This is a genomic window from Sulfitobacter sp. 1A15106, from assembly GCF_043556995.1.
Classification (GTDB): domain Bacteria; phylum Pseudomonadota; class Alphaproteobacteria; order Rhodobacterales; family Rhodobacteraceae; genus Sulfitobacter; species Sulfitobacter faviae.
Genome location: NZ_JBIFFM010000001.1, coordinates 105,260 through 119,442, shown reverse-complemented (window position 1 = coordinate 119,442; position 14,183 = coordinate 105,260). Strand labels below are relative to the sequence as shown.

General features: G+C 63.6%; 13 protein-coding genes. 2 read left to right on the top strand and 11 right to left on the bottom strand.

The genetic code is table 11. The features are described from left to right. From ACGYKA_RS00595 to ACGYKA_RS00575, 5 genes are all read right to left on the bottom strand, one after another. Window positions 1-345, bottom strand: coding sequence for a DUF427 domain-containing protein (locus ACGYKA_RS00595; protein ID WP_394410215.1), 345 nt, complete (start codon window positions 343-345; stop codon window positions 1-3). A gap of 31 nt (window positions 346-376) precedes the next feature. Further along, entirely contained in the window at window positions 377-2,167 is a 1,791-nt protein-coding gene (locus tag ACGYKA_RS00590) for an aminopeptidase P family protein (protein WP_394410218.1), read from the bottom strand. 42 nt (window positions 2,168-2,209) lie between these two features. Beyond that, on the bottom strand, window positions 2,210-4,087 hold the full coding sequence (gene cobT / locus ACGYKA_RS00585; protein ID WP_209217933.1) for a cobaltochelatase subunit CobT: 1,878 nt from the start codon (window positions 4,085-4,087) through the stop codon (window positions 2,210-2,212). Window positions 4,088-4,192: 105 nt separating this feature from the next. After that, a complete protein-coding gene (gene cobS / locus ACGYKA_RS00580; RefSeq protein ID WP_067263280.1) occupies window positions 4,193-5,179 on the bottom strand; it encodes a cobaltochelatase subunit CobS in 987 nt (328 codons plus the stop codon). A 131-nt stretch (window positions 5,180-5,310) separates the two neighbouring features. Continuing rightward, window positions 5,311-5,937: a DnaJ domain-containing protein gene (locus ACGYKA_RS00575; protein WP_394410221.1), complete on the bottom strand. Its 627-nt coding sequence runs from the start codon at window positions 5,935-5,937 to the stop codon at window positions 5,311-5,313. 77 nt (window positions 5,938-6,014) lie between these two features. Here ACGYKA_RS00575 and ACGYKA_RS00570 point away from each other — a divergent pair, with 77 nt between their 5' ends. Further along, a complete protein-coding gene (locus tag ACGYKA_RS00570; RefSeq protein WP_067263286.1) occupies window positions 6,015-6,272 on the top strand; it encodes a BolA family transcriptional regulator in 258 nt (85 codons plus the stop codon). Window positions 6,273-6,281: 9 nt separating this feature from the next. Here ACGYKA_RS00570 and ACGYKA_RS00565 read toward each other — a convergent pair whose 3' ends face one another. The 4 genes from ACGYKA_RS00565 to ACGYKA_RS00550 form a co-directional block, all read right to left on the bottom strand. After that, window positions 6,282-6,770: a DUF4177 domain-containing protein gene (locus tag ACGYKA_RS00565; RefSeq protein ID WP_394410224.1), complete on the bottom strand. Its 489-nt coding sequence runs from the start codon at window positions 6,768-6,770 to the stop codon at window positions 6,282-6,284. A 45-nt stretch (window positions 6,771-6,815) separates the two neighbouring features. Further along, window positions 6,816-7,301 (bottom strand): thioesterase family protein, encoded by a 486-nt coding sequence (locus ACGYKA_RS00560; protein WP_394410227.1) that lies wholly within the window; start codon window positions 7,299-7,301, stop codon window positions 6,816-6,818. Then, entirely contained in the window at window positions 7,298-8,812 is a 1,515-nt protein-coding gene (gatB, locus tag ACGYKA_RS00555; protein ID WP_394410230.1) for an Asp-tRNA(Asn)/Glu-tRNA(Gln) amidotransferase subunit GatB, read from the bottom strand. Before gatB ends, ACGYKA_RS00560 begins: the two co-directional genes overlap by 4 nt. A 71-nt stretch (window positions 8,813-8,883) precedes the next feature. Further along, the gene (locus ACGYKA_RS00550; protein WP_394410233.1) at window positions 8,884-10,158 is read right to left on the bottom strand and encodes a hypothetical protein; all 1,275 of its coding nucleotides are present in this window, start codon (window positions 10,156-10,158) and stop codon (window positions 8,884-8,886) included. Window positions 10,159-10,410: 252 nt separating this feature from the next. Here ACGYKA_RS00550 and ACGYKA_RS00545 point away from each other — a divergent pair, with 252 nt between their 5' ends. Continuing rightward, entirely contained in the window at window positions 10,411-11,151 is a 741-nt protein-coding gene (locus ACGYKA_RS00545) for a transglycosylase SLT domain-containing protein (RefSeq protein WP_394417279.1), read from the top strand. A 1-nt stretch (window position 11,152) separates the two neighbouring features. On the opposite strand, the gene ACGYKA_RS00540 is transcribed toward ACGYKA_RS00545, so the two are convergent. Both ACGYKA_RS00540 and pepN read right to left on the bottom strand, forming a co-directional pair. Further along, window positions 11,153-11,584 (bottom strand): hypothetical protein, encoded by a 432-nt coding sequence (locus ACGYKA_RS00540; protein WP_394410239.1) that lies wholly within the window; start codon window positions 11,582-11,584, stop codon window positions 11,153-11,155. A gap of 22 nt (window positions 11,585-11,606) precedes the next feature. After that, window positions 11,607-14,165 carry an aminopeptidase N gene (gene pepN, locus ACGYKA_RS00535; RefSeq protein WP_394410241.1) on the bottom strand — a complete coding sequence of 853 codons (2,559 nt, stop codon included), beginning with the start codon at window positions 14,163-14,165 and terminating at the stop codon, window positions 11,607-11,609. Window positions 14,166-14,183 lie beyond the last annotated feature (18 nt).

The following is a 14,183-nucleotide window of genomic DNA, read 5'->3' as shown; positions in this document are numbered from 1 at the left end:
TCAGATCCGTTCGATGGCGATTTCTTCCATCGGGTTGAAAGCCAAATAGCCCTTGATCGCGGCCACATCGGCCTTCGGGTCTTCATAAGACCACACGGCGTCTTGCAAGGTACGGCTCTTGGTCACCACCGAGAAATAGGTCGCATCGCCCTTATGCGGGCAATGGCTGGTCTTGTCAGTGCCATCGAGGAAGGCCATGGCGATGTCGCCACGCGGGAAATAGATCACCGGCGGATAGTCCCCCTCGCGCAGTTCCAGCGCGCCCGTGGACTCGCCCAATACGGCCCCGCCAGCGCGAACAACCCATGTGCCCTCAGCCGGAGTAATCTTGATATGGTCGGCCATGCCGTACCCCCCTTTTACTGAAATCGGACGCTCACAGGGGCGCCGTTGCCGCATCCAACCACAGTTTTGTAACAGGTGATACCCGCGGCCCGATCTTTTCCGCCACGTCGCGGTGATAGGCGTTCAGCCAGTCCCGCGCCTCGGGGCTGAGCGCCTCCACATCAATCAAACGCCGATCGATCGGCACCAGCGTCAGCGTGCGCCAATCAAGCATCTTGCGATGCGCATCACCGCCGGGCAGGGCGGGGGCTTCTTGCACCACCAACAGGTTCTCGATCCGAATGCCAAAAGCCCCCTCGCGGTAATAGCCCGGCTCATTGCTAAGGATCATACCCGGTTGCAACGGCACATGGCTCATCCGGCTCAACCGCTGCGGCCCCTCATGGACCGACAGATAGGCGCCCACCCCATGTCCCAGCCCGTGGTCGAAATCTTGCCCCGCCATCCAAAGCGGCAAACGGCCCAGCATCTCGATATCCCGCCCCGCAAGCCCGCGCGGCCAGCGCAGACGGCTCATGGCGATCATCCCCGAAAGCACCCGCGTGAAAGCCGCGCGCGCCTCCGGATCGGGGCTGCCGATGGCGATGGTGCGGGTAACATCGGTGGTGCCGTCCAGATATTGACCACCACTGTCGAGCACCAAAAGATGCCCCTCCTGCAAAACGGTATCGGTCTCTTCATTCACCCGGTAATGGATGATCGCCCCATTCGCCCCAGTGCCCGAGATCGTCTCGAAACTGATGTCGCGCAGCGCAGGGTCCCGGCGGCGCAGGCCTTCCAGCTCCTGCACCACCTGCGTCTCGGTGACCGTGCCGGGCGCCTGCGCATCCAGCCAGGCGAGCAGCTCGACCATCGCGGCACCATCGCGCAAATGCGCCTCAGCCGCCCCGGCAATCTCGGCGTCATTCTTACAGGCTTTGGGCAAAGCACAGGGGTCTTCACCAGCCTGCGCCCGATCCCCCAGCAAATCCGCGAACAACAGCGGGGCCGACTGCCGATCAAGCCGCACCGGCCCCTCGAGCGCGCGCAGGTAATCGGGCAGCCCCTCAGGATCCCGCTGCACCACCTCTGGCCCCAGATGGTCCTCCACATCCACAAGCTTCTCAGCCGCCATGAACAGATCGACCCGCGCATCGTCATGCAACACGGCAAAACCATGCGCCACCGGGTTGCGCGGAATGTCTTGCCCGCGAATGTTCAGCAACCAGTTGTGGCTGTCGGGCAGGGTGATCAATGCCGCCTTCTGCCCTGCCGCGCGCAAATCCGCGGCCAAACGCCGGCGCTTGGCCTCATGGCTTTCCCCTGCAAAACGCTCAGGATGCGCCGCCACCTGGCCCATCGGGGCATCGGGTTGGTCTTCCCAAATACGGTCGACCATATTCGAGACGCGCCGCATCTCGATGCCAGACCCCGCCAAGGCCTCGAACAAAAGATCCATCTGCGCGGGCGTATGCAACATCGGATCGAAACCAACCACACCGCCCTCGGGCAATTGATCCTTCAGCCAATCGGCCAAAGACACCTCGGGCCAAGGCACCGGGGTAAAGACATCCGCAACCTGCGCTTTGACCTGCGTGCGATAGCGCCCGTCGATGAAAACCCCCGCCACATCGCGCAGTGCCGCACAGAACCCGGCAGAACCGGTGAACCCCGTCAGCCAAGCCAGCCGATCATCCCGCGGAGCGACATACTCACCCTGATGCGCATCGGCGCGCGGCACGAGAAACCCGTCCAACCTCGCCACCTGCAACTCCGCCCGCAGCGCCGCCAAACGCGGGGGGCCCTGTTCCGGACGCGCGGTGACCTCGAAACTCTGGAACACGCGGCCCCTCCTTCATCCTTTTTCAAATACCGATCCGACGGTTCAGCCCACGCGGCGCATGCCCATGACACGCGCCCGTTTCCGCGGATCGCTGTCAAACAGCGCTGCAAGCTGTTCCGTCATCGCCCCGGCAAGCTGATCCACATCCGTGATCGTGACGGCGCGGTCGTAATAACGCGTGACATCATGGCCAATCCCGATCGCCAAAAGCTCGACCGCGCGGCGTTTTTCGACCATGGCGATCACGTCGCGCAGGTGTTTTTCCAGATAGTTGGCCGGGTTCACCGACAGGGTGCTGTCATCCACCGGCGCGCCGTCGGAAATTACCATGAGGATCTTGCGCGCCTCATGCCGCGCCAGCATCCGCCGGTGCGCCCATTCCAGCGCCTCGCCGTCGATATTCTCTTTCAGCAGACCCTCTTTCATCATCAGACCCAAGTGGTCGCGCGTCCGGCGCCACGGGGCGTCGGCGCTTTTGTAGATGATGTGGCGCAGGTCGTTCAGCCGTCCGGGCTGCGCGGGGCGGCCATCGTTGAGCCAAGCCTCACGCGCCTGCCCACCCTTCCACGCGCGGGTGGTAAAGCCGAGGATCTCGACCTTGACGTTGCAGCGCTCCAGCGTGCGGGCCAGCACATCGGCGCAGATCGCGGCGATGGAGATCGGGCGGCCCCGCATGGAGCCGGAGTTGTCCAAGAGCAGCGTCACCACGGTGTCGCGGAATTCGGTGTCCTTCTCGATCTTGAAGCTGAGCGGCGTGGTCGGATTCGCCACCACCCGCGCCAGACGGCCCGCGTCCAACGTGCCCTCTTCAAGGTCGAATTCCCACGAACGGTTTTGCTGCGCCTGCAAGCGGCGCTGCAACTTATTCGCCAGACGGCCGACAGCGCCTTTCAGCGGCTCCAGCTGCTGATCCAGATAGGCGCGCAGGCGCTCCAATTCGATTGGCTCGGCCAGTTCCTCGGCCCCGATCACCTCGTCATGCTCGCCCTGATAGACACGGTATTCCGGGTCGGCGTCCGAGACGGGCGGCGGCGGCGGCGGGTCCATCGGCGCGTCGCCCTCGGGCATCTCCGCCTCATCGCCCAACTCCTGATCGGCCTCGTCATCCATCGAGACCTGCGCCTGACTTTCGTCCTGCTGCTGCTCTTGGCTGTTCTCGGGGGTGCCTTCGGCCTCTTCCTCGTCCTGATCGTCTTGGCCGGTGCTGTCGGGATCCTGCTCTTCTTCGGTGCCCTCTTCGGCCTGATCCTCTTGATCCTCGTCTTGGCTGTCGGGATCGTCGCCCAACTGATCGCCATAGCCGAGGTCCGAGATCATCTTGCGGGCTAGCCGCGCGAAATCCGCCTGATCGGCAAGGCTGCCGTCGATCCCTTCGAGCGTGCCGCCCGCCTGATCTTCGATAAAGCCGCGCCAGAGTTCCATGGCGTTCTCGGCCCCCGCGGGCAGGTCCCGTCCGGTGGCCAGATGGCGTACCATATAGCCCGCCGCGACCGAGAGCGGCACGTCGCTGGCCTGTTTGGCCTGATCGTAGCCGCGGCGCAGGGCTTCATGCTTGATCTTGACGTCGATGTTGCCGGCGGTGCCGGGCATGTCGCGTGCGCCCATGGCCTCGCAACGCGCGGTTTCCATCGCCTCGTAAAGCTCGCGCGCCATGTCGCCTTGGGGCGCATAACGTGCGTGGGTCGCAGCATCGTGGTAGCGGCGGTTCAGCGCCAGCGCATCGGCTGTGCCGCGCGCCAGCAGCACCTCTTCGCGGGTCATCCGGCGGCTCACTTGCGGCAGGCGCATCGCGTCGCCCGAAAGCCCCGAGGGGTCGACCGAGTAGCTGACCGTCAGCTCGGCGTCATCGGCCATGACCTTGGTCGCCTCGGCCAGCGCCTTTTTGAACGCGTCAGCGGGGTTGTCGCTTTGTTTACTCATGCCGGTCCCCTTGTCTGTCAGGCAGGCGCGCGTCTGGGAAGGGCAGGGCGCCTTTGCGTGCCGAAACGCGTCCTGCAGGGCGGCGGGCGAACCCGCCGGGGCGGCTTAGCCCAAGCTCAGGCTGGCCGCGCTTTCGGGCAGTTCCTCATCGAACAAACGCTGATAGAACTCGGCCACGGTCTGACGCTCAAGCTCATCGCATTTGTTGAGGAAGGACAGCCGGAAGGCATAGCCCACATTGCGGAAGATCTCGGCGTTCTGCGCCCAAGCGATCACGGTGCGCGGGCTCATCACGGTCGACAGCTCGCCGTTCATGAAGGCGGTGCGGGTGAGATCGGCCACGGTCACCATCTGCTTGAGGGTCTTGCGGCCCTTTTCGGTGTTGTAATGCGGGTTCTTGGCCAGCACGATCGCGGTCTCGGCGTCGATGCTGAGGTAATTCAGCGTGGCGACAAGGCTCCAACGGTCCATCTGCGCTTGGTTGATCTGCTGGGTGCCGTGGTAAAGGCCGGTGGTGTCGCCCAAGCCCACGGTGTTGGCCGTGGCGAAGAGGCGGAAATAGGGGTGCGGGGTGATGATCTCGTTCTGATCCATCAGGGTTAGCTTACCGTCATGTTCCAGCACGCGCTGGATCACGAACATCACATCGGCGCGGCCAGCGTCGTATTCGTCAAACACGATGGCAGTTGGGTTGCGCAGCGCCCAAGGCAGGATGCCTTCGTGGAATTCGGTGACCTGTTTGCCGTCGCGCAGTTTGATGGCGTCTTTGCCGATGAGGTCGATCCGGCTGATGTGGCTGTCGAGGTTGACGCGCACGGTAGGCCAGTTCAACAGCGCGGCGACCTGTTCGATATGGGTCGATTTGCCCGTGCCGTGGTAGCCTTGGATCATGACGCGGCGGTTGTGGCTAAAGCCTGCGAGGATCGCCAGCGTGGTGTCGGGATCGAACTTATAGGTGCTGTCGATATCCGGCACGCGGCTGGTGCGCTGCGGGAAACCCTTGACGACCATATCGGTGTCGATGCCAAAGACATCGCGCACCGAGACCTCTTCGGTGGGTTTCATGTCATGTTCCAGTGCACCGTCGGCCATCGCTCGTCATCCTTTTCCTTAGGCGCGCGGTCGGCGCCGCGCGCGTATCTGGTGCAACATATCGTGCATATCCGCAAGGGGAAGGGGGCAACTGGCATTATCCGCAACCGGCCGCTGGTCCGGTCGCGGGATCAGTCCTTGAAGTTGCGGCTGCCCTTGATCTGGTCCCATGCCCAGACGACCAGTTGCAGCTGCTCTTCTTGGCTGCGGTCGCCGCCGTTCATATCGGGGTGCAGCACTTTGATCAGCGCTTTGTAGGCTTTGCGCACCTCGGGTTTGGTCCAAGTGTCCTTGGCTTCGAGGATCTCAATCGCTCGGCGTTCGGTGGGCGGCAGGCGGCGGCCCGCTTGCTGGCCCTTGCCCGGGTTCTGGGTGGCGTTCTTGCCCAAGACCTGATGCGGGTCTTCGATGCCAAGACGGGCCCATGCGCGCTGTTCGGGGTCGCCCAGCGGTTTGGTGGTGCGTTCCCAGACCTTGTCCTTGGACATCTGCGCGTTCAACTCGGCCTCTGTGGTACCGTCGAAAAAGCTCCACTTCGCGTTATATTCGCGCACGTGTTTCTGGCAGAACCAGAAGTAGTCATCCAGCACATCGGGCGCTTTGGGCGCGCGGAACTTGCCCGGCTCGTCGCAGCCTTCGTGGTCGCAAATCCGGGTCGAGGTTTCCGACGCACCGGACATGCCGCGGCGGCCGCGGGGGTTTTTCTTTTTGGAGGACGACACGGACATGTCGAATCCGAAGGGATCAGGTTTTGGCATGTGGATAGACCTTTCCGACTCAGGCCGGTCACCATATACCCTGCGTCGCAGGATTGAAGGGGGCCGGGGGTAAAAACATGTCCACAACACAAGAGATTTCGGATCGGCTGGAAGCCGCTTTTGCGCCGCGTGAACTGGAGGTGGTGGATGACAGCGAAAGCCATCGCGGTCATGCCGGATTTCAGGAGGGGGGCGAAAGCCACTTTAACGTGCGCATCCGGTCAGAGCGTTTCAAGGGCCAGAACCGGCTGGCGCGGCACCGGGCGGTGCACAGCGCGTTGGGGCCGGACCTGATGGGGCGCATTCATGCGCTGGCGCTTGATCTGGACGAATAAGCGCCGCGTTCAGGGCTTTGTTTTATCGTCGTCTTCGTCGCTGCCCTGCGGCGAAGCTTCATCCGCTGAGGGGCCGGACAGAAACGCAGGCGGCGTCGCCGCTTTGGCGGGTTCCTCTTTCGCGGGCGCGTCATCCTCGGGCGTGATGGAGGCGGGCGCATCGGCCTGAAGCGCGGTGTCTTCGCCTTCGATCGTGGCGGCCAAGGCGGGCGTTGCGGCAGCAGTGCCGGGCGGCAGCAGATCGCCATCCTCTTGCTGGCCCGCGGCGGTCGCCAAGCGGCGGAACACCAGCACATTGCGCCATTCCGTGGTGGTTGAGGTCAGACCCGAGCGCTCTTGCGAAGGCAAGGTCTCGGCCCGCTGGTATTCCCAGCCCTCGGCTGCCTGTTCGTTGAGGCATTCTTCCAAGGTTTTGGCGAAACGCGCTTCGGGGGCTTTCAGACCTTTGGCTTTCTGCCCTTTGCTGGGGGCGGGAAGGATCTTGTATTCGTAGCGCATAGGGGCCTCGGCTGGGTTGGCGACATGAGCCGCGTCAGGTGAGTTTCAGGCGGATTTGCGGCGGATGCCGATGCTGCGACCGGCCTGCGCCGGTTTGGGCAGTTTGGCAGGGCTGCGGCGCATCGCGTCAAGACGGGTCAGGATATGGTCCGGCATGGGGGCCACACGCGGGCCGGACTGGTCCACATGCAGCGTCAGCCCCTCGGCGGTGGCGGCAAGCCAGCCGTCGACGTGCCACAGTTCCTGAAAGCTGTGAAACCGCTTCTCGTCATGGTCGAGCAATTGGAAGGTGGTATAGACGCGGTCACCCTCATGCAGTTCGCGCAGGTAGCAGACGTGGAATTCAGCCACATAGGTGGTGCAACCCGTGCGTTGATACTCCGGCCCCAGACCGATTTCGCCATAGGCTTGGTCAACGCCCTGATCGAACAGGACGTTGTAATAGGCCATGTTCAAATGGCCGTTGAAGTCGATCCATTCGGGGAGAACCGTCATCTCGCCCGAACGGAAGGGGGCCGGGGTGTCGCTCATTGCTGGGCGAGCTTGCGCGACACGATTTCGTTGACGGCCTTGGGGTTGGCCTTGCCGCCCGTGGCTTTCATCACCTGACCGACGAACCAGCCCGCCAGCTTCGGGTTCTGCTGGGCCTTTTCGACCTGCGCGGGGTTGGCGGCGATGATCTCGTCCACTGCCGTCTCAATGGCGCCGGTGTCGGTCACCTGCTTGAGGCCCTCAGTCTCCACGATCTCTTCCGGCTCGCGCCCGGTTGTATACGTGATTTCAAAGACTTCCTTTGCGATCTTGCCGGAAATCGCATCCGAGGCGATCAGATCAACGATGCTGCCCAATTGCGCCGGGGTAACCGGGCTCTCGGTGATGCCCTTGTCGTCTTTCTTGAGGCGGCCAAAAAGCTCGTTGATGACCCAATTCGCGGCCATCTTGCCGTCGCGGCCTTTCGCCACGGCCTCAAAATAGCCCGCGCTGTCGAGATCGGCGGTCAGCACAGAGGCGTCATAGTCCGACAGACCGAAGTCATTGATGAAACGGGATTTCTTTTCGTCCGGCAGTTCGGGCAGATTGGCTTTGATGTCGTCCACCCATGCCTGTTCGATCTCCAGCGGCAGCAGGTCGGGGTCGGGGAAATAGCGGTAGTCATGCGCCTCTTCCTTGGAACGCATGGAGCGTGTTTCCTGCTTGTCGGGGTCGAAGAGGCGGGTTTCTTGCACAACCTCGCCGCCGGCCTCGACAATTGCGATCTGGCGTTTGGCTTCGACTTCGATGGCCTGCTGGATGAAGCGCATGGAGTTCATGTTCTTGATCTCGCAGCGGGTGCCGAGATGCGAGAAGTCCTGCGTTTCCTGATACTTCTCATACTGACCCACACGGCAGACCGAGACGTTGACGTCCGCGCGCATGGCGCCCGACTGCATGTCGCCGTTGCAGGTGCCAAGGTAGCGCATGATCTGGCGCAGTTTGGCGAGATAGGCGGCGGCCTCTTCCGGCCCGCGAATGTCGGGGCGGGAGACGATCTCCATCAGGCAGACGCCGGTGCGGTTCAGATCGACGAAGGACATGTTCGGGTCCATGTCATGGATCGACTTGCCCGCGTCCTGCTCCATGTGGATGCGCTCGATCCGCACCAAGCGCGCAGTGCCGTCGCCCAGTTCCACCAGCACTTCGCCTTCGCCGACGATCGGCTCATAGAGCTGGCTGATCTGATAGCCTTGCGGCAGGTCGGGGTAGAAGTAGTTCTTGCGGTCGAAGGCAGATTTCAGGTTGATCTCGGCCTTCAGGCCAAGCCCCGTGCGAACGGCCTGTTCGACGCAATATTCGTTGATCACCGGCAGCATGCCGGGCATGGCGGCATCGACGAAGGCCACGTTGCTGTTGGGCTCGGCGCCGAATTTGGTGGAGGCGCCGGAGAAGAGTTTCGCGTTCGACGCGACCTGCGCGTGGACCTCCATCCCGATGACCAGTTCCCAGTCATGTTTGGCACCGGCAATCACGCGCGGTTTCGGGGTGTCGTAACTCAGATCAAGCATCGCGGCCGCCTTCGGTCAATTGGAACTTGGCCGGTCATACTGGAGCGCACCACGCGCTTCAAGAGGCAGGCTTAGCCCGGCACGGCAATCTGGCGGCGGCCTTCGGTGAAAATGACCCGTTTGCCCGCTTCGATCTCACGTTGGAACAGGCCGGTGATGATGCGCATGGCCTCGTCCCGGCCCGAGGCGGCGAAACGCCGGGCGGAGCGGACGCGCAGGTTGTTGTCAAAGCCGCGCGCAGCATGGGCCCAGAGCATCGGGTGTAGTTCCGTCATGTGGTCGCGCACGATCCAACGCGCGCAGTCGGCGATCTCGGCCCGGACGGCCCCGGCGGCATCTTCTGTCTCCGCCGCCTGACCGATGGCGCTGGCGCAATAGGCGGCCAGCAGGTTGGCGGTATGCGGATCGGGGCGGCGGGCAAGGATATCGCGCAGCCCTTCGATGAAAAACGGCACGTCAAGGTTGGCACAGGCCTGCGCATCGCAGCTGATCGCGTCGAATTGCACCCAAGTGTAGCCGCCCGCGCCCCATGTCTCTTGGGTCCGCGCGGCGGTGCGGCGGGCCTCAAGTTCCAACTGGTCATATGAGCCATGCCACCGCGGCAGAAGGTGGTTGCCCATGGCCCGCATGGGGCGCGGGTTTGCGGGGTTCAGATCGATGAGCCGGGCGTAGCGGTCTGCCACGGCGCGGGCGTCACCGCCGGTTCCCCCAAGCAGGGCACAGTGCGTCGCCGCGAGCAGGGGCGAGGCGGCTGTGTCCTTGTCGAATGGCGCGAGGATTTGCTCGGCGCGTTCAAAATGCGCGGCGAAGGCCGCATGGTTGCGGGCGGGCACGTCGCTGTCCCAGCCCGTGCCGCGCCACGCCCAGCCGATGTCCATATGCGCCTGCGCCACGATGGCGGCGATCATGGCGTTCTGAGCGTGATCGGCCAGCACATGTTCCAGCGCTTCGATCCCGGCCATCAGGGGCGCGTCGCTGGCCGGTTTGCCGTCGTAGAGTGCATGTTCCGCGGCGAGAATCACATCCGCCCGCGCGCCAAAGGCCATCAGCTCGGCCACCGGCATCGCGCCGGGCGTCATCTCGCGGTTTTTGTCGGCGTCGTCCAAGAGGGCCGCCATCTCTTCCCAACGTTCTTGGCGCACCAGCCATTGCGCGCGGTACTGGTGTCGGTCGCGCTGCATTTCTTCGGCGGTGGGGTCGGGGCAGGAAATGCGCAGCAACGCGTCGCGCGGCGCGCGGCGGCGCAGAAGCGGCATTTCCAGCGGCTCGAACTCGGGCGCTTGCGGTGCGGGCTTGGCAAAGAACCCTTGCAAGGCGGACGGGATCATATGCGAGAGTTTCTTCATCTGGGGCCGGTCCTGCCTGCTGTTTGTCGATGATTTAGGTTTGACCGGGCAATGGGGCGGAACCGTGTCCGGCGTGCGGAGCTTTCGGGAAAATTCTGCAGCGCAGTCGGGCAGGCGGGGGCAATCCTTCGCGACAATCCGGCGGCGCGGCGGGCGCTGTTTCCCGATCAGAGGAAATCTGCCGATCCCGCGCCCCCGCCGCGCTTGCCAAGCGCGTTTTGGGGCGGTCTTATGCGCGCCATGAAACCTGCCATGATTGCCCTCTTGCTCTGCGCCAGCCCCACCATGATTTGGGCCGAATTGCCCAAACAGCCCGCCCCGGTGGTGGAGGTGGATAATGTGGTGCAGACCGCCGCCACGTCTTTGTCCTTCCCTGATGAGGTCGAGGCCGAGGACGAACCGCCCGCACTTGAGACCGCACCCTTTACCACAACGCTGCGCCCGCCCGCACGCCCGGGCAATCTGCCGCGCACGCGCTGGCAGCATATGCGGGGGCATTCGCTTTGGACCCGCGCGGCGATCTCGGCGCTGAAATCCCACGGCAAGCCCTTGGTGGATATGGTGCCCGGTGATGTGGCGGAGTGGTGCCCGGCCTATCCCACGGCATCCGACAGTCAACGCCGCGCCTTTTGGGTCGGCTTCATGTCGGCGCTGGCCAAACATGAGAGCACCTATCGGTCTTGGGCCGTGGGTGGCGGGGGCCGCTGGTACGGGTTGTTGCAAATCCTGCCGGGCACCGCGCGGGGCTACAAATGCAATGTCGGCAGCGGTGATGCGCTCAAGAACGGCGCCGCGAACCTGAGTTGTGCTGTGCGGATCATGGCGACGACCGTGCCGCGCGACGGGGTGATCGCCGGAAACGGGCGGCGCGGCGTCGGGGCTGATTGGGGGCCGATGCGCAGCGCGTCCAAACGGGCCGATATGGCCCGCTGGCTGCGGCGGCAGTCCTATTGCAAACCATTGAACGCGACCCGTCCCCGCAGCCGTCCGTAGATTACTGGTTCAGCGTGAAGTGATGCCGTTCCGTCGTGATGCCGCGCGCCTGAAGCGCGGCTTCCAATGCGCGGTGCGGTGGGGTGGCCTCGAAAGGCAGTTTGATCTTGCGCCCGGTGCGGAGAATGACCGTGGCGCGCACGGACATATCAAGGCGCGTATCGAGCCGAACCCGGTCGACCTGCGCCAGCGCGATTTTCGCATCCCGTTTGCCGGTGAACCACGACAGGCTGTGCTGGTCGAGCGTCAGGCCGCTCGCCGGATTGCTGAAGACCTCCCATAGCGCGGGCAGGGTAAAAAGCCCCAGCAGCCCGATGATCCAGCCCGAGGCGTCGAGCCAGAGCCACGCCGCCGCGAGGGCCAGCCAGATTGCGGGCAACAGCAGCAGCGCCGTTCGGCTGCGGGCATGGCGGCGGTAGGTATAGGCCGCCATGCCCTCTGTCTGGGTTGCCGCGTTAGGCACCGCGAATGCGGCTGAGCATCTCCGACGTGTCCCGGCTGAGGTCGGGGCTGGCGAGGATGCGGTCGAGTTGGGTCTCGATCATCTCTTGCCGCGCCATGTCATAGCGCCGCCATGTCTGGAAGGCCGAGCACATCCGCGCCGTGGTCTGCGGGTTGACCGGGTCTAGCTTGATCAGCCAGTCGGCCAGCAGGGCGTAGCCCCTGCCGCTTTCATTGTGGAACCCGGCGTGATGCATGGCAAGACTGCCAAAGACCGCGCGGAAACGGTTGGGGTTCTTCCAGTTGAAATCGGCATGCTCGGTAAGCCGGCGCGCCACTTCGGCAGCCTCTTCTGGGGCGGCTTGGCTGACTTGCAGCCCGAACCATTTGTCCATCACCAGACGGTCCTCCCGCCACTGCGCCTCGAAGGCAGCCAGCGCCTTGTCGCCTCGGCCTGCGCGCAGCAAGGCGGCGAGGGCGCTGAGCTGTTGGGTCATATTGTCGGCATCGTCGAACTGCGCTTGCGCGCGCGCTGGTCCCTCAACGCGGGTCAGCAGGGCAAGTGCTGCATTGGTCAAGGCGCGTTTGCCCGATTGTGCCGCATTGGGTTGATAGGGGGCGTCGACCCTGTGGCGGTCATAGAGATCACCCAGCAGTGCGGCAAACCGTTCGGCCATGGCATCCCGGGTGGCCTCCACCGCCTGATGGATCGCCGCCGGATCCGGCGTTTTGCCTGCGTCATGAAGGGTGCTGGCCAGATCAGCGTGGCTGGGCAGCCCCAGCATCAACGCGCGGTAGGCAGGCTCAAGCGTTTCATCCTCCAACACGGCCCGCAGGGCTTCGAGCCATGCGTCATCCGGCGCGCTGCCTTCGGTGATCACGGCCAGCAAGGATTGCCGCGCCAAGGTGCGCCCGGCCTCCCACCGGTTGAAGGGATCGCTGTCATGGGCGAGCAGCAGCAGCAGCTCTTCTTTCGAGAAGTCTTGCTTCAGCACCACCGGGGCGGAGAAGCCGCGCAGCACCGAGGCCACGGGGCGCGCATCCAGCCCGTCGAAGGTAAAGCTCTGTTCGGCCTCGGTCATCTCCAACACGCGAGAGGGGGCCACTTCGGCTCCATCCGCGCCGATCAGCCCCACGGTGATCGGCAGAACCTGCGGTTTCGGCTGGGGCGTTGCGGTGCTGGGCGGGGTGTGCTGTGTGAAGGTCAGCGTGAAGATGCCTTTACCCGCATCCCAAGCCTCCACCACCGAGAGGCGCGGCGTGCCCGCCTGCGAATACCAGCGTTTGAACTGGGTCAGATCGCGGCCCGTGGTGTCTTCGAAGACCTTCAGCCAATCTTCGATCGTCGCCGCATCGCCGTCGTGACGCTCAAAATAGAGGTCCAGCGCCTTGCCATAGGCGTCATCGCCCACCAAGGTCTTGAGCATGCCGATCACCTCGGCACCCTTCTCATAGACGGTGGCGGTGTAGAAGTTGTTGATCTCCTGAAAGCTTTCGGGCCGCACCGGATGGGCCAGCGGGCCTTGATCCTCGGCGAACTGACGCCCGCGCAGGTCGATCACATCGCTGATGCGTTTCACCGCCGGAGAGCGCATGTCGGAGGTGAACTGGCTGTCGCGGTAGACGGTCAGCCCTTCTTTCAGGCAAAGCTGGAACCAATCCCGGCAAGTGATGCGGTTGCCGGTCCAGTTGTGGAAATACTCATGGGCGATGATTGCTTCGATCCGCTCGAAATTATCATCCGTCGAGGTTTCGGGGGAGGCAAGAACGGCGGCGGAGTTGAAGATGTTCAGCCCCTTGTTCTCCATCGCGCCCATGTTGAAATCATCCACCGCAACGATGTTGAAGATGTCGAGATCATATTCACGACCGTAAACCTCTTCGTCCCATTTCATCGAGGCTTTGAGCGCCTCCATCCCAAAGGCGCATTTGCCTTCGTCGCCGGGACGCACATAGAGGTTCAGATCGACCTCGCGGCCCGACATGGTGGTGAAATGGTCGGAATGGGCGACCAGATCGCCCGCCACCAGCGCGAAAAGATAGGCAGGCTTGGGCCATGGGTCATGCCACTCGGCATGGTTCTGCCCCTGCGCGACCGGATTGCCGTTGGACAGCAGAACGGGATGCGGACCGTTGATGGTCACGGTGAAGACGCTCATCACATCGGGGCGGTCAGGGTAATAGGTGATCTTGCGAAAGCCTTCGGCCTCGCATTGGGTGCAATACATGCCGCCCGACATATAAAGCCCTTCGAGGGCGGTGTTGCCCTTAGGGTCGATCTCAACCTCGGCCTCCCAGATGAAGGGGCAGTCGGGCACATCGCAGGTCAGACCGCGTTCCGTCACCTTCGGGGTGACCGGCTTGCCGTCAATCTTCGCGGAGATGAGCTTGAGTTGCTCACCATGCAGGAAAAATTCAGCCTCCTGCGCCGCCGGGTTGGGGCGAAAGGCGATGCGGCTTTTGACCCGCGTCTTATGGGGATCGAGGTCAAAGGTCAGGGCCACCTCATCCACCAGAAAGCCGAAGGGCTGGTAATCACTGAGATAGATCGTTTGGGGGGTGGCGTCGCGCATTGGGCCTCCAGTCGCGGG